Genomic DNA, 18,604 nt, shown 5'->3' with positions numbered 1-18,604 from the left:
CCGACGACTAGCCGGCCGCCGTCGGCGCGCCGGGCTCGCTGACACACTGGCAGGCATGCCGAAGAAGAAGCGCAGCCCTCGCAAGCCCACCGGGCGACGCCCGGAGCGCCCCGCGCAGCCGGGTGCCGCCGTCGCCGGCCGCGACAGCGACCGGCTCCCCCTCTTCTTCGACCAGGTGCCCGACGAGGAGACGATGCAGGCCGTCCTCGCCGCGGCCGACGAGCACGCGCTCCTCGTCGACGCCCCGCTCATGCGCCGCGCGGACACCCTCATGCGCACGGTCGGGTCCGGTCACCCGTACGTCCTGGAGGAGGGACGTGTGGCGACCCCCGGGCTCGTAGAGAGCACGGGGTGGGACGCCGCGCGGGTCGGGGCGATCGTCGCCGGGCTCGTCGGCGGCGGGTTCCTCGAGCGGCGGGACGGGCAGCTGGTGCCCGCCGCCGGGGTCGCGCCGTGGGCGTGGGCGCAGGATCCGCCCGAGAAGCGGGTGGTCGCCGGGCGGATCCTCTACGCGACGACGCTCGGCGCGTTCTTCGACGACGCCGGCGGCGCCTCGTCCAGTCAGACGGCTCCGCTCACCGCGATGGCGCTGATGTCCGCCGTCGCCCCCGGCGGCGTCCACCTCCCCGAGGCCGCCGACGACACCGACGCCCTCGCACAGCTCCTGCTCGCGGTGCGGGCCGACCTCCTCGCCCTCGAGGACATCGGCCTCGTCACCCGCGACGGCGACGCCTTCGTCGCCTCGCCCGTCCTCATCCCGGTGCTGCCCGCGGTGGTCGCGGACATGGAGGCCCGGCTCGCCTGACCGGCGAGGACACACCACCGTCGAGCGTCACGGGTGGACCGTGACCTCGACCGGCTCGGTCGAGACGACGTCCGTGGTGATCGACGCGCGGCCCTCGGGCGCGTCGGCCGGCACGGTCACCTCGACGACGAACGCACCGTCGTCGTCGGCGTCGACGCGGGCGAGCAGCACGGGCCGACCGTCGTCAGGGACGAGCTCGACGGTGATCCCGCGGTGGGGCGACGCGGCCCCGCACGACTGGTGCCCGGTGTCCTCGTCCACGACGCAGCTGTCGGCGCAGCCGTCCAGGAACGCCTTCCCGCTCAGGCGCAGCTCCTCGCCCCGGGCCACCGATCCGGGATCGACGCGGAGGCCCGGGGCCTCGCACGCAGGCGCGCTCGACACCACCGTGTCCTCGCCGCCACAGGCCCCGGCGGCCACCGCGACCAGCACGAGACCGCCTGCCAACCGCAGACCGCTGCGCACCATCGCCGCCCCTCCGCCGTGCCGCAGGCCGCGGCCGTGGAGCACGACCGTAGCACGCAGGTGCGGCCGGCCGAGGACGTTTGTAGCGTCGAGGAGCGGGCGCGCGACTTCCCGCGCTCCCGGACCGACCACAGGAGGACGCGATGAAGACCGCCGAGATGATCGCCAGCTCACCGGCCCGGACGGGCGTCGACCGAGAGTTCCTCGCGCGTGCGATCGACACGCTCGTCGCCTGCGCACAGACCTGCACCGCCTGCGCGGACGCGTGCCTGAGCGAGGAGATGGTCGCCGAGCTGCGCGCCTGCATCCGCACCGACCTCGACTGCGCCGACATCTGCGACACCACCGCCCGCGTCCTGTCCCGGCAGACCGCCTACGACGCCGACGTCACCCGCGCCCTGCTCCAGGCCTGCATCCAGGTCTGTCGTACGTGCGGCAACGAGTGCGCCTCCCACGCCGACCACCACGAGCACTGCCGCATCTGCGCCGAGGCGTGCCGCGCCTGCGAGCAGGCCTGCTCGGAGCTCCTCGCCGCGATCGGCTGAGGCCGGCGCTCGGGGAGAACCTCAGCCCTCGGTGGTCAGGGCGTCGAGGCCGTGGAGCGGGCTCGTCGGCCGGCGCGAGTCGACGAGGTAGTCGAGGGCCACGGCGGCGCGGGAGACGCCCGCGAGGAGGAGCGACACCCCCGTCACGGTGACGATCGCGCCCAGCACCACCGCGCCGACGTTCCCGGTTGTCTCATCGACCCCGAGGTACATGGCGAGGCCGTACACGAGGATGCCGACGCCGACGAGCAGCACCGAGATGCCTCCCACCAGGTAGTTCGCGCACGGCGGGGGCGTGTCCACCACCCCGACCGCGACTGCCGGCTTCTCCTGCTGCACCTCGTCCATGTCTCCCCCTCCGGAGCCGGTCCTGCGCCCAGTGTGAGGCACGGCGTCCGTCGGCGTGAGGGCTTTGCCCTGGCAGACTGAGGGCTCACCCCGTGAGGAGAGAGCTGCATGCCTGAAGACCTGACGCTGGCACCGGACGTCCCCGTCGACCTCGACAACTGCGCACGTGAGCCCATCCACGTGCCCGGGTCGGTCCAGCCGCGCGGTGTCCTCCTCGCGCTCCACGACGGCGTGGTCGTCCAGGCCTCGGCGTCCGTCGCCGAGCTCCTCGCCCGCCCCGTCGACGACGTCCTGGGTCGGAGGCTGGAGGAGGTCCTCGGCGCCGACGCGGCCGCCGTCGTCGTCGCGCACACGCAGCTGCCCGGGGACGTGCGCGACCGCAACCCCGTGCTCGTCCACCTCCCCGACGGCGGCGCGTGGGACGCCATCATCCACCACCCGCCCGGCGCGGAGCAGCTGCTCGTCCTCGAGCTCGAGCCGGCAGAGGGGCCGCGGCCCCTCACCTACGCCAACACCTTCCAGCTCGTCCGAGGCAGCCTGAGCGAGCTCGTCCGCACCCGCTCGCTCGAGGAGCTCTACGACGTCGCCGCCCGCGAGGTGCGCACCCTCACCGGCTTCGACCGCGTCATGGTCTACCGCTTCGACGCCGACTACAACGGCGAGGTCGTCGCCGAGGCCAAGCGCGCGGACCTCAACGCCTTCCACGGCCTGCACTACCCGGCCACCGACATCCCGGCCCAGGCGCGCGCCCTGTACGAGCTCAACTGGATCCGGCTGATCTCCGACATCGGCTACACGCCCAGCGCGCTCGTGCCGCAGCTCAACCCCGCCACCGGGCTGCCCCTCGACCTCACCTACGCGACGCTGCGCTCGGTGTCCCCGATCCACGTCGAGTACCTCCAGAACATGGGTGTGACGGCCTCGATGTCGATCTCCCTCCTCAAGGACGGCAAGCTGTGGGGGCTCATCGCCTGCCACCACTACTCCGGCCCGCACGCTCCGTCCTACGGGTCCCGCGCGGCCGCCGAGTTCCTCGGGTCGGTGCTCTCGCTACGCCTCGTCGCCCAGGTGGAGGAGGACCGGATCGCGGCCGCGCGCCGGGTGGCGCGGGACCTCGCCGGCCTCGTCGCCGCGACCCGCGACGAGGACCTGCCGCTCACCGAGGCCCTCGTCCAACATCCGGCGCTCCTGTCGATCATGGAGTCCGACGGCGTGGTCGTGCGGGCCCAGGGCCGCACCGCACTGCCCGGGATCGAGCCCGAGGACGCCGCTGCGGTGCTCCAGTGGGCCGCGCGCACCGGTGAGGAGGTCACTGCGACCGACTCCCTCGGCGACGTCGTCCCCAGCAGCCCGTACGCCGGCGCGCTCGTCGTCAACCTCGCCGACGGCGACGCGATCGCCTGGCTGCGACGTGAGGTCGCAACAGCCGTCGACTGGGGCGGCGACCCACACAACAAGGCCATCGCCCGGATGGAGGGCGACTCGGTCCGGCTGTCCCCGCGCAAGTCCTTCGAGCGCTGGCGGGAGGTCGTGCGCGGCTCCAGCCTGCCGTGGACCGAGGACCAGCTCGACACCGCCGCCGTCCTGCGCCGTCACGCCGTCGAGGCCCTCTACCTGCGCGGCCTGGCCGACAGCCGCGCCGCCGAGATCCTCCACCGCTCCTCCCTGCCCTCTTCCCTGCCCCGCGCGGCGGGGTGGTCCATCGACGCCCGCTACGCCCCGGGCGACGGCGGACGCGTGGGCGGCGACTGGTACGACGCACTCTGCCTGCCGGACGGACGGCTCGCGATCGCCGTCGGCGACGTCGCCGGCCACGGGATGCCGGCGGCCTCGGTCATGGGGCAGATGCGCAACGGCCTGCGCGCGCTGCTCGTGCGCGAGAGCTCGGCGGCCGCCGCCACGCTCGGCCTGGACGAGCTGGCCAAGCGGACGATGACCGGGGAGATGGCCACCCTGCTCCTCGCCGTCGTCGACACCGTGACGGGGCGGATGGAGTACGTCCGCGCCGGCCACCTGCCGCCGCTCGTCCTCGACGCCGATGGCAGCGCCTCCTGGCACGCCGACCCCGGCACCTTGCCCATCGGTTACGGCCGGGGCGAGCCGTCCACGGGCGTCGTCCAGATCCCCCACGGCGGCGGGGTCGTCCTGTTCACCGACGGGCTCGTCGAGCGGCGCGGCGACCCGCTGCCCGACGGGCTGGAGCGGCTGCGCCGCGCCTTCAGCGGGCCGGTCGCCGGTGACCTCGACGCGATCATCGCCGCCGTCCGCGACCCGCACTCCGACGACGACGCGACCGCCGTCGTCCTGCGCCGGCAGTAGCCCCCTGGCGCCCCGGCCGCGGGGTCGCTTCCCCAGGACGGCCTCTCGTGTGCCACTATCTTGCGGGGCGCCGGTCCCGCGCATGTCGTCGGCTGCCTCAGCAGACACTCCACGAAAGGCCAGGACAGCTCCATGACGGTCGCTCCCGCGGTCACCTGCGGCGTGTGCGCCACCCCGCTGGCAGCCTCGGCACCGCACTGTCCCACCTGCGGCGCTCCCACAGCGACGGGCACGGCCACGCCCCCGAGCCTGCTGCCGACGCTCCTCGCCGGCTGCGCCCGTGCCTCCACCGCGCAGCGCGCGCTCGCCGTCGGCACCGACGTCCTCGCCCTGCTCGCCCTGGGCGCCGTGGCGCTCCTCGACCCTGAGCTGCTCCGCGACCTCGCCTGGCTCCCCCTGGTCATCTACGTGCTGCTCACCGTGGTGGGACTGGCGCTCACCGGACGCACGCTCGGGCACCTCGCGGCCGGGCTGCGGACGGTCGACCTCTTCACCGGCCTGCCCCTGGGGCTCGGTCGCCTGCTCACGGCGTGGCGCGCCGACGGCGTCACGCTCACGGTCCGCGGTGCGCGCGACCCGCTCCGCACGACGAGCAGCGCCCGCCCCGGCTCTCCCGCGGCACGGGCGGCCCAACCCCCCGTCGTCGCCACCTCCTGGGACCCGGCGCCCGGCGCGGTGGCAGCGGTACCGCCCGCCGCCGGTGCGGACCAGGTCGCCCGGTCCCGCCGAGCGCAGCGCACCGCTGCTCCCGCAGCACCCCCCCAGGCGGCGGCACCCGCCCAGCCGTGGGGTCCGCCGCCGGGCGGCACCGGCGCGGCGACGTCCGGGCCCGCGGCGGGGCTCCCCGCACGGCCCGGCACCGCGGCACCCCAGCCTGCTCCGCCGGCTCCTCCCGTGGCGCCGTCGCCCGCCCCGGACACGGGCCGGCCCGGCGGCGTGGTCGTCGCCACCGCCGACGGCGGCCGCTTCACCGTCACCGGGACGGCACTGCTCGGGCGCAACCCCCAGCCCCGCGACGGTGAGCAGGTGGCCGTCGCCGTCCCGATCAACGACCTCCAGCGCTCGGTCTCCAAGACCCACGCGGCCCTGCGCTGGGACGGGCGCTCGCTGTGGCTCACCGATCGCGGCTCGACGAACGGCACCGTCGTCGTCGGGCCCTCCGGGCACGCGCAGCAGCTGCGGCCCTGGGAGGAGCTGGCGGTCCAGCCCGGCTCGACCATCCAGCTCGGCGACCAGACCGTGACCGTGACATTCCCCGGTGAAGGAGTCCCCCGATGAGCGTGCGCCACCCCGCCCTGGACGCACAGGCCGGCGGCGAGCTGGTAACCGAGACCCGGGCCGAGATCGCCTACCTCAGCCAGTCCCGGGCCGAGCTGCTCGTCACGGCCGCGAACGAGGGGCGCCGGGTCATCCTCGTGAGCGACGAGGTCACCCGACTGACCTACCCCATGCAGCAGGTCCTGCAGGACATGCGGGGCTGCTGGGTGGTCCGTGAGCTCGGCGGGACGTTGCGTGACGGCCTGGGCGGCCGCCGGCTGTCCAAGGTCTCCGACGTGCTCGACGACGCCCCTATCCGGGACAGGGACGACGTGGCGGTCCGCTACCTGCGCCCCGCCGCTCCCGACACGCTCCAGCTCATCCTGTCCCAGTCGGTGCGCCACAAGGCGGCCGAGACCACCCTCCTCGGCGGGACCGCCGAGATCTTCGGCGAGGCCCTCACCGGCTCGGCCCCCACCGGGTGGGGGCCCTACGAGCCGGCGCTGCGCCGCTGGAACCGCCAGGAGCTCACCGCGGTGGCCCGTGCCCGGGCGCCGGAGGACACCACCCTCGTCGTCAGCGGGGGTACCGAGCGGCGCCTCAACGGCACGATCCAGGTCTCCCGGACCGCGGACGGGCTGGAGGAGAACACCCAGCTCATGCTCGGGGTGGGCGCGCTGCACAGCGAGGCGGCCGCCCGGGCCATGGAGTCCCTCCCCGGCACCTTCGCGACGCTCGCCGCGCACCACATGCCCTTGTTCGGCCTGGTCATGGGGCGGACCGGTCGACAGGACCTCTCGCTCGAGCCCCTGCTCGCCCCGCCCCCGGCCGTTCTCGGGATGCTCATCGGCCCGCCCGGCGTCCGGCAGCTCGACCTCGACGTGCCCGCCCTCGCCGAGCGCTTCGACGCACGCGTCGTCGGGCGCCCGCGCATCCCCGGCCTGTACTTCCCACTCGGTGGCCTCACCGAGCCCGGCTGGGACCGGCTGAACGCCGTGATCGACGCGCTGGGACGCGACCGCGTCTCCCGCATCCTCGACCTCGCCGGCACATGGATGGAGAGTGGCAGTGCCCGCTGACTCCGACGCCCTCCTCCTCGAGTCCGCCCGGGTGCGCCGGCAGCGGCTGCGCGGGGCGTTCCTCCACGGCACGCTGCGCGAGCGTCGGACGACGAGGGACAACGTGCGCCGCTTCGTCGGCAGCACCGTGCTCGCCGCACTGGCCTGCGCCGGGTGCGCCGGGTGGTCCTTCGTCCAGGCGAACACGGGCGACAACGCGGCCGGCGCGGCTGCCGTCGAGGAGGGCACCGGATGAGCGGGTTCACGCGTCTCACGCTCGTCGGCACCGCGCACCGCGCCGACGTCGTCGTGCCGTCGACCGAGGCCGTGGGCGCGATGGTCCCCGACCTCCTCGAGCTGCTCCGGGAGGAGGTGCACGACGTCCCCCAGTCCGTCGCGCTCGTGCGCGCCACGGGTGAGCAGGTGGACCTCGGCGTCGACTGCGTCTCCCAGGACCTCGCTGACGGTGAGGTCCTTCGCGTCGTCCGGACCGTCGACGCACCTCCGCCTCCGCAGGTCGCCGACGTCACCGACGCCGCCGCCGAGCGCCTGGAGGTGCGCGCCGACCGCTGGACCGTTCACACCCGCAAGACCGTCGCGACGGTGGCCGTCGGGCTCGCGACGGCCGTCGCCGGCCTCATCCCGCTGTTCGCAGGAACGGTTCCCGACGCGAACCAGCTCCCGGTGTACGCGGGTGCCGTCCTGCTCGCCGTCGTGGCCTCCGCGGCGGTCGGTCGGGCCGGCCGCCGCTACGCCGGTGGAGTCCTCGCCGCCGTGGCTGTCGGCCTGGTGCCGACCCTCGTCCTCGCCGCGCTGACCAGCCTCGCGACGAGCGACGCGCTGCGCCTCGGGGCGGTCGCGCTGTGGCTCACCCTCGGAGTGGGCATCGGCATCGGCCGCTCGTCCCGCGGAGCGCTCACCGGTGCCGCGGCCGGCACCGTGCTCACCGTCCTCGCGCTCGCCCTGGACCACCTCCTGCCTGCGGTCCGGGCCCACGCCGTCGTCGCCGCCCTCACCGCCGTCGCGGCGGGTCTGCTGCCATGGTACGCCATGGTGTCCTCCGGGCTCACTGGACTGGACGACCAGGCCCTCGACGGCCAGGAGCCCCCCAGCGACCAGGTCCACCACACCCTGGACGACGCCTACCGCGCCCTCACCTGGACCACCGTCGCCGTCGCGGCGACCTCCGTCTGGGCCACCGTCGGGCTGCTCGGCTCCGGCGACGTGCCGGCCCTCGTCCTCGGGCTGCTCACCGTGCTGGTGCTGGCGCTGCGGACGCGGAGCGTGCCGCTGCGAGCACAGGTCCTCGCCCTGTGGGTCGCGGTGCTCGTGCCGCTCACCGTGCTCGTCCTCGGCCCCGTCGCCGCGCACCGCCCGCTGCTGGCCACGGCCCTGGCCGGCGGCTGCGCCGTCGTCGTGGCGGTGGGGGCCGCGCTCTCGCCGTCCGGTCGTCAGCGGGCCCGCCTGCGCCGGCTGGGCGACCTTGTCGAGATGGTCGCCGTGCTCGGCATCCTCCCGGTGCTGCTCGGCATCCTCGGCGTCTACGGCCAGCTGCTGGAGACCTTCTGATGCCCGCCGTGGTCGAGCTGCTCCACGTCGCCACCGGCGCACCCGGCCTGCTGCGCCGGCTCGCCGAGGCGGACTCCGGGCTGCGCAGGCCCGTCCCCACGAGCCGCCGGCTGTCTCTGGTCCAGGCCGACGGCGGTGCCGGGGCGACGGTGACCACGGCCCGGCTCGGCAGCGCGCTCGCCGCCCGCCGCTCCGGTGCCGTCCTCGCCGTCGACGCCGCCGGCGGACGCGCCCGGCTCGCCGCGTCCGCAGCGGTCGACGGGCCGCCCTCGCTGACCCGCACCGCACGCCGCGCCGCCGGCATCACCCGCACCGTGCAGGCGCGCGAGCTGGCGCCGCAGTCCCGCTCCGGCCTCCTCGTCATCGGCACGGGGACGTCGGAATCCGCTGTCCGGACGTCCACCGGGGACTGGCACTCGGCGGTCGACCTCGTCGGCCGCTTCTTCGACGTCGTCCTCACGGACTGGGGGGTCAGGCCCCCGGGTGACCTCGCGGAGGTCTCCTCCGCCTCCCACGTCGTCGCCGTCGTCGCCCGGGCCGACCGGGGCCCGGCCGAACGGGGCCTGGCCCTGGCCGAGCAGGTGACGGCGGACTGGTCCACCCCGGCGGTCGTGATCCTCGTCGATCTCGGGGGCACGGCCGGGGGCACCGCGCGGGTCCTCGAGCGGAGCACCGCTGTGCCGATCCTCCAGGTGCCCCACGTGTCCGCGCTCGGGGCAGGGCAGGTCACCACCGCCCGCGTCGCGCTCGACGCGCGGGCCGCCTACGCCGGCGCCGCGGCGCTCCTGTTGCGCACCTCCGTGGGGGCCGCGGCATGACCCTGCGCCAGGTGCACCGGCCCGCGCGCGTCGTCCCGCCCCTCCAGGACGCCTCCCGGATCGACCTCTCCCCGCCGCCGCAGCTCGGGGACGCCCCCGCCGGCGGCCTGCCCCTGCAGACCCTCCTCCCGGTCGCCGGCGCCTTTGCCTCGATGACCATGATGATGGTGCTGCGCAACAACCCGCTGTTCGTGCTACTCGGCATTGTCATCCTCGTCGTCGCGATCGTCGGCGGTGTCGGGATGGCGCTGACCCAGCGCGGTCAGCAGGCCCGCAACCGCCGCACTCAGCGCGAGCGCTACCTGGACTACCTCGAGACGCTGCGCAGCGACCTGCGCGAGCTCGAGGACGGGGCCCGGCGGCAAGCGCGCAGCGTCCATCCCGACCCGGCTGCGCTGCCCGACATCGCCCGCAACCCCGCCCGGCGGTGGGAGCGACGGCGCGCCGACCGCGACTTCCTCGAGCTGCGCGTCGGCACCGGGAACCGCCCCTGGTTCCCCATCCGCCTGCCGGAGGAGCAGAACCCCACGCAGCCCGCCGACCCCGCCATGCGCGCGGAGGCGGAGGCCGTCGTGCGCCGGTACGCCACCGTCCGCCAGATGCCGCTCACCGTGCCCCTCGACCTCGCCGGAGAGGTCGCCGTCATCGGGCCCCGCGACCAGACCCTGGCCCTCGCGCGGGCGCTGCTGGCCCAGGCGGTCGCCCTGCACGCCCCTGACGACCTCATGCTCGCCCTGGCCTTCCCCGCCGAGCGCGCGGATGACTGGGCGGTGCTGGGTGCGGTCCCCCACCTCGTCGACGAGCAGCTCCTCGACGGGCCTCTGCCCGTGCGGCGCGTCGCCCCCGACCTGGCCTCCCTCGTGCGCGTCGTCGGCCCCGAGCTCACCGAGCGCGCGATGGCCACCGCCTCCGCCCAGCGCGGCGCCGGCGGGTCCGTCGCCCGCTTCGGCCCCCGCCTCCTCGTCCTCGCCGACGAGCACGGCCAGGTCGCCGGCACCCTGCCGCACGTCGACGAGTCCCTCACGCCGCAATCGCTCGGCGTGACCGTGGTCCACCTCCTCGCCGACCGCCTCGACGAGCCCTCCGACGTCAGCCTGCGACTGACCGTCGACGAGCACGGCAACGTCGCGGTCGAGGACCTGCGGGACGACACGCAGCCGAGCGAGCCGGTGGCGGCCGTCGTCGACGACGTGCCTCCGGCGGTGCTCTCGGGGCTGTGCCGGGCGCTGACGCCGCTGCGGCTGAGCATCAGCGCCTCCGACGACGCGGCCACCCAGGCCGCCATCGGCGTCGGTGAGCTCCTCGGGATCGGTGACCCGACGCGGCTGGACCCCGCCACGAGCTGGCGTCCCCGGTCCTCCCGCGACTTCCTGCGGGTGCCGCTGGGACTCGACGACGCCGGCAGGCCGGTCCTCCTCGACCTCAAGGAGTCCGCCCAGCTCGGCATGGGCCCGCACGGGCTGTGCGTCGGGGCCACCGGCTCGGGCAAGAGCGAGATGCTCCGCACCCTCGTGGGTGCGCTCGCCCTCTCCCACCCGCCCGAGGACCTCGCGATGATCCTCGTCGACTACAAGGGTGGCGCCGCCTTCGCCCCCTTCGCCGACCTGCCCCACGTCGCCGGGATCATCGACAACCTCGCCGACGACGCCGGCCTCACCGAGCGCGCCCGAGCCTCGATCGCCGGTGAGGTCGTGCGCCGCCAGCAGGTCCTGCGTGACGCGGGGAGCTCGCCGTCGATCACCCACTACCGCGAGCTGCGCGCGACCCGGCCCGACCTGCCTCCGCTCCCCCACCTGCTCGTCGTCATCGACGAGTTCGGCGAGCTGCTCACCGCCGACCCGGACTTCGTCGACCTGCTCCTGACGATCGGCCGCATCGGACGGTCCATCGGGATCCACCTGCTGCTGTCCAGCCAGCGCATCGAGGCGGGCAAGCTGCGCGGCCTGGAGACCTACCTGTCATACCGGCTGGGGCTGCGGACCTTCTCCGAGAGCGAGAGCCAGGTCGTCCTCGACACCCCCGACGCCTTCCACCTGCCCGCCGTGCCCGGCTTCGGCTACCTCAAGGTCGACACGACTGTCTACCAGCGTTTCCGCGCCGCCTACGTCTCCGGGCCGATCCACCAGGCGCCCGAGCCCACCACCCAGACCTTGCCGCGCCCGTTGCGGCTGCCGCTGTACCAGGGCGTCGAGCGTCTCAACGGACTCGACGACGGCGAGGGCTCGGGTGAACCCGAGCTCGTCCGCCCGACGACCGGCCGCACCCTGGTCGACGTCCTCGTCGAGCGCCTGGCCGGCGCCGCCGAGCCGACCCGTCCCGTGTGGCTGCCGCCCCTGCCCAGCGCGCTGCCGCTCGGGCAGGTGCTCGGCCCGGTGACCCACGTCCCCCACCGCGGCCTGCAGGCCCGCTCCGCGCGCGGTGGGCTGCGCGCCCCGCTCGGCCTCCTCGACGACCCCGGCCGGCAGCGGCAGGAGCCGTGGTTGCTCGACCTCACCCGGGCCGGTGGCCACGTGGCGATCACCGGCGCCCCCCAGTCCGGGCGCACCACCCTGCTGTGGTCCCTGGCGGCCTCCCTGGCGCTCACGCACACGCCGCGAGACGTCGCCATCTACGGCATGGACCTCAGCGGTGGTGGGCTCGCCCGGCTGCAGGGCTTCCCGCACGTCGGTGGCGTGGCCACCCGGGCCAGCCGGGACCGCCTGCGCCGACTTCTCGAGGAACTGCACGGCATGCTCGCCGCCCGGGAGCAGGTCTTCGCCACCCACGACATCGACTCCCTGGCCATGCTGCGCAGCGAGCACGCCGCCGGACGCATCCCCGAGCTGGCCGCCGCCGACGTCGTCCTCCTCGTCGACGGCTTCGGGGCGACGCGCCAGGAGTTCGAGGAGCTCGACGAGCCGCTGACGGCGCTCCTCCAGCGCGGCGGAAGCTTCGGCATCCATGTCGTGGCGACGATGACCCGCTTGAACGAGCTGCGGATGAACGTCCAGTCCCTCGTCGGCACCCGGGTGGAGCTGCGCCTCAACGACCCCGCCGAGTCGACCATCGGGCGCAAGCTGTCCGCCACGCTGCGCGCGGACCAGTCGGGCCGGGTGCTCACCGAGGAGAAGCGCTTCGCCCAGGTGGCTCTGCCCGTCCTGTCCCTCGAGGACGACGACGCGCCCGCCACGCCGGTCGGCACCGCCGTGGAGGAGCTGGCGCAGGCGACCGCCGTGGCCTGGGGCGGGCCGGCCGCCCCGCCGATCCGCCTGCTCCCGGTCGACCTCGCGCCGGAGGAGCTGCCCGACCCGCTCGAGGAGCCGCACGCCGTCCCGCTGGGCCTGCGGCAGGACACCATGGGGGTGGAGCTCCTCGACCTCGCGGGTCGCGACCAGCACCTCCTGGTCTTCGGGGACACCGCGAGCGGCAAGACCACGCTGCTGCGCGGTGCGATCAGCGGCCTGGTCGACCGGGCGACGCCGGACGAGCTGGTGCTGGCCATCTGCGACATCCGGGGTGGCCTGGCCGACAGCTGCCCCGAGGAGTACCTCGGCGGGCTCGCGACCAGCGCCCCGCTCGCCGCGTCGCTGGCCACCTCGATCGCCACCGAGCTGGAGGGCCGGACCGGTGACGCCCGCGGGACCGGGCCCCGCATCGTCGTCGTCGTCGACGACTACGACATCCTCGCCTCGGGCGGGACCGACCCGCTCGGCCCGCTGCGACCCCACCTGCCCGCCGCGCGGGACCTGCGGTTCAACGTCCTGCTCGCCCGCCCCGTGGCCGGTGCCACCCGGGCCCTGTACGACCCGATCCTGCAGACGCTGCGCGACACCGGCGGAACCGGCGTGCTCATGTCCGGTGAGCGCAGCGAGGGTCAGATCTTCCCCCGCACCTACGCCGAGGCACTGCCCCCGGGCCGTGCCAAGGTGCTGCGCCGTGGTGACCGCACGCACCTCGCGCAGTTCGCCCACTTCCCCGGAGGCTCACATGCCACGTGAGATCGTCATCCTGTCCCCGACCCCGCCGGACGTCGGTGCCCTCCTGCGCGCCGGCATGGCCGTCGACGAGATGCTGCGGGTGCGCACCCTGTCCAACGGCGCGGTGAACGAGCTCTGCCAGGGGGACGGCACCGGTGACACCGCCGTCCTCAGCGTCTACCAGCCCATCGACGTCGCCAATGCCGACGAGATCGCCCGGCTCCTGCCCGACGCGCCGCAGCTGCCCCGGCCGCTGTGGTGGATCGAGGCCCTCGCCCCGTGGGACGAGCGCGGGACGACCGGCGTCGCGCTCGCCTACGAGCTCGCCGCCCAGCTCGGGGGTGCCTGCTTGGTCCAGGACGGCCAGTGAGCATCCTCGTCCCGGAGTCCCGCCGCTGGCTCGACGCACCGCTGCCAGCAGGAGCGCGGGTCACGGTGGCGGGAGTCGCCGGCGGCGTCGGGACCACGACCCTCACCGGTCTGCTGTGGTGGACGCTGACCACCTACGCGTCACGGTCCGTGGGGCTGCTGGACCACGGCGGCGGGGCGCTGCACGCCCGGCTCCCGGCCGCCTCCCCGACCCGCACGCCGGACCTCGTCGTGCACGACGCCGGACCGGTCGCGCTGTCCGGAGCACCCACACTGGCCGCGGCCGCCCCGCTGGTCGTCGTGTGCGCGGCCACCGCGGCCGGCATCGACGCGGCGACGACGGCGGTCCGCGAGCTCACCCCCCGGCCGGAGGAGGCGTGGCGGCGGTGCGTCGTCGTCCCGGTCGCCACCACGGGCGCCGGCCTTCCCGGAACCGCGCTCCGCGAGCATGCCCACCGCCAGGGCCTGCCGGCCGCCGTCGTCCCCCTGCGCCGCAGCCGTCCCCTCGCCGCGGGTGGCGACATCCCCGACCCCGCGCGGAGCCGGGCCACGGCCGACGCGTACCGCTCCGCGGTAGCTGTGGCGGCGGAGGCGATGCGCTGCCTCACCTCGACCATGGGGAGTACTCCCCATGCTCGAAGGCGCTGAGAAGGTGGTGTGCGGGTGGGGGCTGTGCCAACATCAGTGAGCGTGCCGGCCACCTGGCCGCATGCCGCCACCAGGAGGAGAGATCCGTGAAGTTTGCGATGGGTTCAGACGTCCTGTCGACGCTGACCAAGAAGACCTCCAGCAACAACGAGGACCTCGGCGGTCTCGTCCGTGAGCTGGCAGCGGCAGCAGAGCCGCTGCAGGGCAAGTTCAACGGTCAGGGCCGGGCCGCCTTCGACCGGTTCAAGTCCGAGACCGACCGTATCGCCGTGGACCTGAACGGCGCGCTGGCCGCCGTCCTCACCGGGATCTCCGGCATGGACCGCACCTTCACCGAGGGTGACGACCAGATGCGCGAGGAGACCACCGCGCGGACGAACTCGACCAACTTCGACGCCGCGCGCTTCGGCGCGCCGCGGGCCTGAGGAGACCACCATGGCAACTGGAAACCAGTCCGACCGTCGCGACTACGACGAGGCAGCCTCGGGGACCGCGCAGGAGAACTTCAACCGGGTGGCGGGCCGCCTGGAGACCCTGATCCTCGCCCGCGACTCCGACGTCAAGGCCGCCATGGCCGACTACGAGGCCACCGGGGTCTCGGAGGAGTACGCCGCCAAGGAGGCCCGGTGGAACGCCGTCGCCAACGAGGTGCGCACGATCATCGCCGCGATGCGTGAGTCCCTCCAGCAGACCGACGCCACCGCCCAGTCCGCGCTGAGCCGGGCCAAGGGCATCGTCGACTCCATCGCCTGACCCCGATGGGCAAGTGGAGGATCAATCCCGAGGGCGTCGGCACGGTGCTCTCCGGTGTGGGGACCGTCGCCGGCACTCTCAGCGAGGACATCGAGGCACTTCCCGCACCGGTCGAGGAGGCCGTCATCGCGACGGGCAGCAGCCCGGTCATCGCTGACGCCCTCTACGGCTTCTTCGAACACATCTCCCCGACCCTCGAGTCGATCGGCAACCGCATCCAGAACGGCATCAACGGGGCCGGACGGGCGACCGAGGCGTACGACGAGGGCCACACCGACATGGCCGCAGAGATCCAGGCCGCAGCAGCAGCCGCGGGTGGCGACACACTCTGGCAGCCGGAGGGACAATGACCGACGTCTGCTACTCCAAGGGCATCAACCCCTCGGCCATCCCGGGGGACGAGCTCGACCCCGACGGCGTCGAGCTGGCGGCGACCACGATCTCGACCAAGGCCCAGGACGTGCGCGACACCGGTGCCGCCGTCGTCACCGAGTGGCGCGCTCTGGCCAACCACTACGAGGCTCCCGAGGCCGAGACCCTCTTCGCCGTGATGGACGACGTCGAGACGAAGTCCCTGTCGGTGAGCGAGTCCCTCGAGTCCGTCGCCAAGGCGCTGCAGAACTTCGCCGAGGACATCCGGCCGATCAAGGAATCGCTCAGGACCATCCGAAGCGATGCCGTCGCCTTCCGGAACGATATCGCGGGCAACCCGGAGTGGGACTACGACCAGGACCTCGTCGACGACAACACCGCGCTCGTCGAGAGGGTCAACGCCCAGCAAGTGCTGCTCTGGGAGGCCGAACGACGCTGCGCCAACGCCATCCGGGCCCTCTACGGAGCCGAGCCCTGGCACGCGATGACCGGCGAGGACGACGAGTTCGGCTACGGCGTCGACGAGCTGAGCACCGAGGCGGAGATGCCGTGGGGCTCGGAGGTCCAGCGCCGCGACCACTGCCCGAAGTCGGCCGGTGTGCAGGTCAAGCGCTTCGTCTGGGACGGGTTCCTCGTCGAGGGCGTCGGCGGCACCATCGGCGGCATCATCGACATCGGCGGTGCCATCTTTGGCATCGGCGAGAACGCCGACGCGACGCGCGACGGCCTGGCCAGCCTCATCGGCCTCGGCTCGACCCCGATCGGGGAGGCCTGGCTGGGTGTGGGCAAGGGCCTCATCATGTACGACTCCTGGGCCGAGGGCGACTACGCCACCGCCGCCGGCGGCACCGTCTTCAACGTGCTCACCTTCTTCATCCCGGCGGGTGCGGCCGTCAAGGGGGCCGGCACCGCCGGCAAGGCCGGCAAGTTCTCCAAGGCGCTCCAGACCGGTGCGCGGATCGGTGACTTCGTCGACCCGGTCAGCCTGATGATCAAGGGCGGGCGGCTCGCGGCCCCTACCGTGCGTACCCTCTTCGACGACTTCACCACCGGCATCAAGGGCATCGAGGTCCCGGACTTCCGGCCCGGCGTCGACCGAGCCACGCTCCCCGACGCCGACGCGCCGACGGGTGCCCCGACGCGCAACCCCGACGCTCAGCCGCCGCGCCACCAGCCTGTGGAGGCCCCCGAGCCCGTCCACGCCGGCACCCGCAGCGCCACCGAGGCGCCCGGCTCGACGCAGCCCGGCGGGTCTGGCAACAGCCCCGAGGGCCTCGCCGAGCCGCCGCGCTCCCCCTCGCAGCCCGGATCGTCCGGAGCCGCTGGCTCCGACGCTCCGACGGGTAGCTCCTCATCCGGCGGCTCGACGTCCGGTGGCTCCTCGTCCGGCGGGTCCGGCGCGAGCTCCTCTGGCGGCGGCCACGGTGGTTCGTCCGGCGCGCCCGCCGCGGGCGGGATCGACGACATCGCCGATGGTGCGCCAACCAACAGCGGCGGCACCACCGGTGAGGCCGGCCAGCCCGGCGCGGACGCAGGTGACGACATCACCGACGCCACGCCCGGCACCGGCGCAGCCGACGACATCACCGACGCCACGCCCGGCACCAGCGCAGCCGACGACATCACCGACGCCACGCCCGGCACCGGCGCAGCCGACGACATCACCGACGCCACGCCCGGCACCGGCGCAGCCGACGACATCACCGACGCCACGCCCGGCACCGGCGCAGCCGACGACATCACCGACGCCACGCCGGGTGACAAGGGCGACGCGGGCGGTACGGGAACCGGCAGCGAAGGCCCTTCTGGCGCGGCGGGCGAGGGCCCTGAACAGGGACGAGTCGCAATCGACAAGAGCGGGCAGCCGCACGTCGTCAACATGCGGGACGACCTCATCAGTGATCAGGCGCGGTACCAGGACGCCCTGGCCGAGATTCTGCCCGCGCACGGGTTGACCGAGGTACAGCTGACGGACCTCGTCCAGAAGCCGTTGGTGGACATGACTCGCCAGGAGGTCATCACCCTCATCGAGATCCGTGAGGCCTTGCCGCCCATCCACCCCGACGACGTCCTGCAGAAGGTCCTTCCTCCGGAGAATGTGGCCCAGATCCTCGGTGACGACATCGGGCGGCACGCCGAGCCGAGCCTGGTCGAGCGCGCCGGGACGCCGGAGGGAGACTTCGAGACCATCGGAGGCTTCGTCGCACGCGGCGCGGACATGTTGGGGGCGACACCGTCTGAGCTCTACTACCGGCTCGGCCTCAACTACGACACGGTCACGTTCCGCGCGGACGGGGAGTCGATGTTCGCCGTCCGCTACCGCGCCGGCGATGGCCTGTTGCTCGACGGCGACGACCTGGCCGGCGCTCAGTTCAACCCGTGGGTCCCTGACGGGCCGCTCAAAGCCATGAGGGAGATGCCCGACTCGATCTATGACATCGCCGATCCCGCAGCGCGAGGAGCGGCGATGCAGGAGTTCATCAACAGCCACTACCCGGCCGGCAAGTACTACACGGGCAACGCCTTCGATCCCACGAACCCCTTCCGGGGAAGTGGTTTCGGAGGCACCGGGCCGCACTACGCTCCGGAGGCCACATATGGAGCGCCCGACGTCCGCGTCCTGGTTCCCGAAGGCGCGGAGCTCATGCGGATCCGGCCCGACGGTACCCAGGAGATCGCCGCGGTGTTCAGGGACGACCATTGGCACGTCATCGTCGAGCAACCGGGGCCCACCCCATGAGAGCAGGCGCGTATGCCGCCCTCGACGGTGTGACGTACCGAGCCAAGAATGTCCGCGGACCGTCCATCCTGCTCCTTGCTCCGCTCAGCGACCCGCAACCGCCCGGCTTCGAACGTGACAATCACCGCCGATGGTCCCGGCGTGTCGAGCGGTCCCAGTTCACCCGGACCTTCGTCGTCAAGACCACCGCAGTCTGGAAGGGGCAACAGGTGACGGTCCGGTCGGTCCTGGGCGACCGCGCCACCATCGAGTTCGGCAGCCAGGACGCGAGCCGGTGGCCCGAGCTCACCCACCACAAGCACGGGCTGATGACCGGCACGGTTCCCGTCGACTCACTCTCCGACGTCACCGAGGAAGTCATCGAGATCCCGCTGTGAGCAGTGACGGTGCACATCTCAAGGTCACAGCGGTGTACCGGAACCGCAGGTGGTCGCACAGTGTCGACCGGCCCGGACGAGCGCAATGAGGGCGGGGCCGTTCGCCACCCGGCGGGTGTCGCGGTCCGCGCTCAGCCAAGCCATAATTGTCCAGACGACTGCGGTCTGGAAGGGGAAAGAGGTCGACGTCCGGTCGGTCCTCGGC

General features: G+C 73.9%; 18 protein-coding genes. 16 read left to right on the top strand and 2 right to left on the bottom strand.

Annotated features, from left to right (window positions below):
- Positions 1-55: 55 nt before the first annotated feature.
- Positions 56-805, top strand: coding sequence for a hypothetical protein (locus tag DSZ44_RS01235; protein WP_110850773.1), 750 nt, complete (start codon positions 56-58; stop codon positions 803-805).
- Positions 806-832: 27 nt separating this feature from the next.
- Here the strand turns inward: DSZ44_RS01235 and DSZ44_RS01230 are convergent, their stop codons facing one another.
- Positions 833-1,273, bottom strand: coding sequence for a hypothetical protein (locus DSZ44_RS01230; protein WP_146237448.1), 441 nt, complete (start codon positions 1,271-1,273; stop codon positions 833-835).
- Between the two features lie 140 nt (positions 1,274-1,413).
- Between DSZ44_RS01230 and DSZ44_RS01225 the strand changes: the two genes are divergently transcribed.
- Positions 1,414-1,815, top strand: coding sequence for a four-helix bundle copper-binding protein (locus DSZ44_RS01225; protein ID WP_110850771.1), 402 nt, complete (start codon positions 1,414-1,416; stop codon positions 1,813-1,815).
- A 21-nt stretch (positions 1,816-1,836) separates the two neighbouring features.
- On the opposite strand, the gene DSZ44_RS18155 is transcribed toward DSZ44_RS01225, so the two are convergent.
- Positions 1,837-2,163 (bottom strand): hypothetical protein, encoded by a 327-nt coding sequence (locus tag DSZ44_RS18155; RefSeq protein WP_181424494.1) that lies wholly within the window; start codon positions 2,161-2,163, stop codon positions 1,837-1,839.
- Between the two features lie 108 nt (positions 2,164-2,271).
- Between DSZ44_RS18155 and DSZ44_RS01215 the strand changes: the two genes are divergently transcribed.
- From DSZ44_RS01215 to DSZ44_RS18150, 14 genes are all read left to right on the top strand, one after another.
- Positions 2,272-4,482 (top strand): SpoIIE family protein phosphatase, encoded by a 2,211-nt coding sequence (locus tag DSZ44_RS01215; protein WP_110850769.1) that lies wholly within the window; start codon positions 2,272-2,274, stop codon positions 4,480-4,482.
- 132 nt (positions 4,483-4,614) lie between these two features.
- On the top strand, positions 4,615-5,760 hold the full coding sequence (locus DSZ44_RS01210; RefSeq protein ID WP_110850768.1) for an FHA domain-containing protein: 1,146 nt from the start codon (positions 4,615-4,617) through the stop codon (positions 5,758-5,760).
- Entirely contained in the window at positions 5,757-6,818 is a 1,062-nt protein-coding gene (locus tag DSZ44_RS01205) for a DUF6177 family protein (RefSeq protein WP_110850767.1), read from the top strand. The genes DSZ44_RS01210 and DSZ44_RS01205 overlap by 4 nt, the downstream gene beginning before the upstream one ends.
- A complete protein-coding gene (locus tag DSZ44_RS01200) occupies positions 6,808-7,053 on the top strand; it encodes a hypothetical protein (protein ID WP_110850766.1) in 246 nt (81 codons plus the stop codon). Before DSZ44_RS01205 ends, DSZ44_RS01200 begins: the two co-directional genes overlap by 11 nt.
- Positions 7,050-8,366 carry an EsaB/YukD family protein gene (locus DSZ44_RS01195; protein WP_110850765.1) on the top strand — a complete coding sequence of 439 codons (1,317 nt, stop codon included), beginning with the start codon at positions 7,050-7,052 and terminating at the stop codon, positions 8,364-8,366. The genes DSZ44_RS01200 and DSZ44_RS01195 overlap by 4 nt, the downstream gene beginning before the upstream one ends.
- The gene (locus DSZ44_RS01190) at positions 8,366-9,184 is read left to right on the top strand and encodes a hypothetical protein (RefSeq protein WP_110850764.1); all 819 of its coding nucleotides are present in this window, start codon (positions 8,366-8,368) and stop codon (positions 9,182-9,184) included. The genes DSZ44_RS01195 and DSZ44_RS01190 overlap by 1 nt, the downstream gene beginning before the upstream one ends.
- Positions 9,181-13,161: a type VII secretion protein EccCa gene (gene eccCa / locus DSZ44_RS01185; RefSeq protein ID WP_110850763.1), complete on the top strand. Its 3,981-nt coding sequence runs from the start codon at positions 9,181-9,183 to the stop codon at positions 13,159-13,161. The genes DSZ44_RS01190 and eccCa overlap by 4 nt, the downstream gene beginning before the upstream one ends.
- On the top strand, positions 13,151-13,510 hold the full coding sequence (locus tag DSZ44_RS01180; RefSeq protein WP_110850762.1) for a hypothetical protein: 360 nt from the start codon (positions 13,151-13,153) through the stop codon (positions 13,508-13,510). The genes eccCa and DSZ44_RS01180 overlap by 11 nt, the downstream gene beginning before the upstream one ends.
- Positions 13,507-14,157 carry a hypothetical protein gene (locus DSZ44_RS01175; RefSeq protein WP_110850761.1) on the top strand — a complete coding sequence of 217 codons (651 nt, stop codon included), beginning with the start codon at positions 13,507-13,509 and terminating at the stop codon, positions 14,155-14,157. The genes DSZ44_RS01180 and DSZ44_RS01175 overlap by 4 nt, the downstream gene beginning before the upstream one ends.
- 98 nt (positions 14,158-14,255) lie before the next feature.
- Positions 14,256-14,582 (top strand): hypothetical protein, encoded by a 327-nt coding sequence (locus tag DSZ44_RS01170; protein ID WP_220035051.1) that lies wholly within the window; start codon positions 14,256-14,258, stop codon positions 14,580-14,582.
- Between the two features lie 10 nt (positions 14,583-14,592).
- Positions 14,593-14,910: a pore-forming ESAT-6 family protein gene (locus tag DSZ44_RS01165; protein WP_110850759.1), complete on the top strand. Its 318-nt coding sequence runs from the start codon at positions 14,593-14,595 to the stop codon at positions 14,908-14,910.
- Positions 14,911-14,915: 5 nt separating this feature from the next.
- On the top strand, positions 14,916-15,260 hold the full coding sequence (locus DSZ44_RS01160) for a DUF6507 family protein (protein WP_110850758.1): 345 nt from the start codon (positions 14,916-14,918) through the stop codon (positions 15,258-15,260).
- A complete protein-coding gene (locus DSZ44_RS01155; RefSeq protein ID WP_110850757.1) occupies positions 15,257-18,022 on the top strand; it encodes a hypothetical protein in 2,766 nt (921 codons plus the stop codon). Before DSZ44_RS01160 ends, DSZ44_RS01155 begins: the two co-directional genes overlap by 4 nt.
- A 209-nt stretch (positions 18,023-18,231) precedes the next feature.
- Entirely contained in the window at positions 18,232-18,399 is a 168-nt protein-coding gene (locus tag DSZ44_RS18150) for a hypothetical protein (RefSeq protein ID WP_181424493.1), read from the top strand.
- Positions 18,400-18,604: the final 205 nt, after the last annotated feature.

The organism is Georgenia satyanarayanai (genome assembly GCF_900116375.1).
Taxonomy (GTDB): domain Bacteria; phylum Actinomycetota; class Actinomycetes; order Actinomycetales; family Actinomycetaceae; genus Oceanitalea; species Oceanitalea nanhaiensis.
Note: the sequence above shows the minus strand (reverse complement) of the source record. Positions and strands in the feature narration are given on the sequence as shown.

Coding starts and splice junctions, on each gene's coding strand:
- DSZ44_RS01235 (WP_110850773.1), top strand. CDS start 56: ATGCCGAAGAAGAAGCGCAGCCCTCGCAAGCCCACCGGGCGACGCCCG.
- DSZ44_RS01230 (WP_146237448.1), bottom strand. CDS start 1,273: ATGGTGCGCAGCGGTCTGCGGTTGGCAGGCGGTCTCGTGCTGGTCGCG.
- DSZ44_RS01225 (WP_110850771.1), top strand. CDS start 1,414: ATGAAGACCGCCGAGATGATCGCCAGCTCACCGGCCCGGACGGGCGTC.
- DSZ44_RS18155 (WP_181424494.1), bottom strand. CDS start 2,163: ATGGACGAGGTGCAGCAGGAGAAGCCGGCAGTCGCGGTCGGGGTGGTG.
- DSZ44_RS01215 (WP_110850769.1), top strand. CDS start 2,272: ATGCCTGAAGACCTGACGCTGGCACCGGACGTCCCCGTCGACCTCGAC.
- DSZ44_RS01210 (WP_110850768.1), top strand. CDS start 4,615: ATGACGGTCGCTCCCGCGGTCACCTGCGGCGTGTGCGCCACCCCGCTG.
- DSZ44_RS01205 (WP_110850767.1), top strand. CDS start 5,757: ATGAGCGTGCGCCACCCCGCCCTGGACGCACAGGCCGGCGGCGAGCTG.
- DSZ44_RS01195 (WP_110850765.1), top strand. CDS start 7,050: ATGAGCGGGTTCACGCGTCTCACGCTCGTCGGCACCGCGCACCGCGCC.
- DSZ44_RS01190 (WP_110850764.1), top strand. CDS start 8,366: ATGCCCGCCGTGGTCGAGCTGCTCCACGTCGCCACCGGCGCACCCGGC.
- eccCa (WP_110850763.1), top strand. CDS start 9,181: ATGACCCTGCGCCAGGTGCACCGGCCCGCGCGCGTCGTCCCGCCCCTC.
- DSZ44_RS01180 (WP_110850762.1), top strand. CDS start 13,151: ATGCCACGTGAGATCGTCATCCTGTCCCCGACCCCGCCGGACGTCGGT.
- DSZ44_RS01170 (WP_220035051.1), top strand. CDS start 14,256: ATGGGTTCAGACGTCCTGTCGACGCTGACCAAGAAGACCTCCAGCAAC.
- DSZ44_RS01165 (WP_110850759.1), top strand. CDS start 14,593: ATGGCAACTGGAAACCAGTCCGACCGTCGCGACTACGACGAGGCAGCC.
- DSZ44_RS01160 (WP_110850758.1), top strand. CDS start 14,916: ATGGGCAAGTGGAGGATCAATCCCGAGGGCGTCGGCACGGTGCTCTCC.
- DSZ44_RS01155 (WP_110850757.1), top strand. CDS start 15,257: ATGACCGACGTCTGCTACTCCAAGGGCATCAACCCCTCGGCCATCCCG.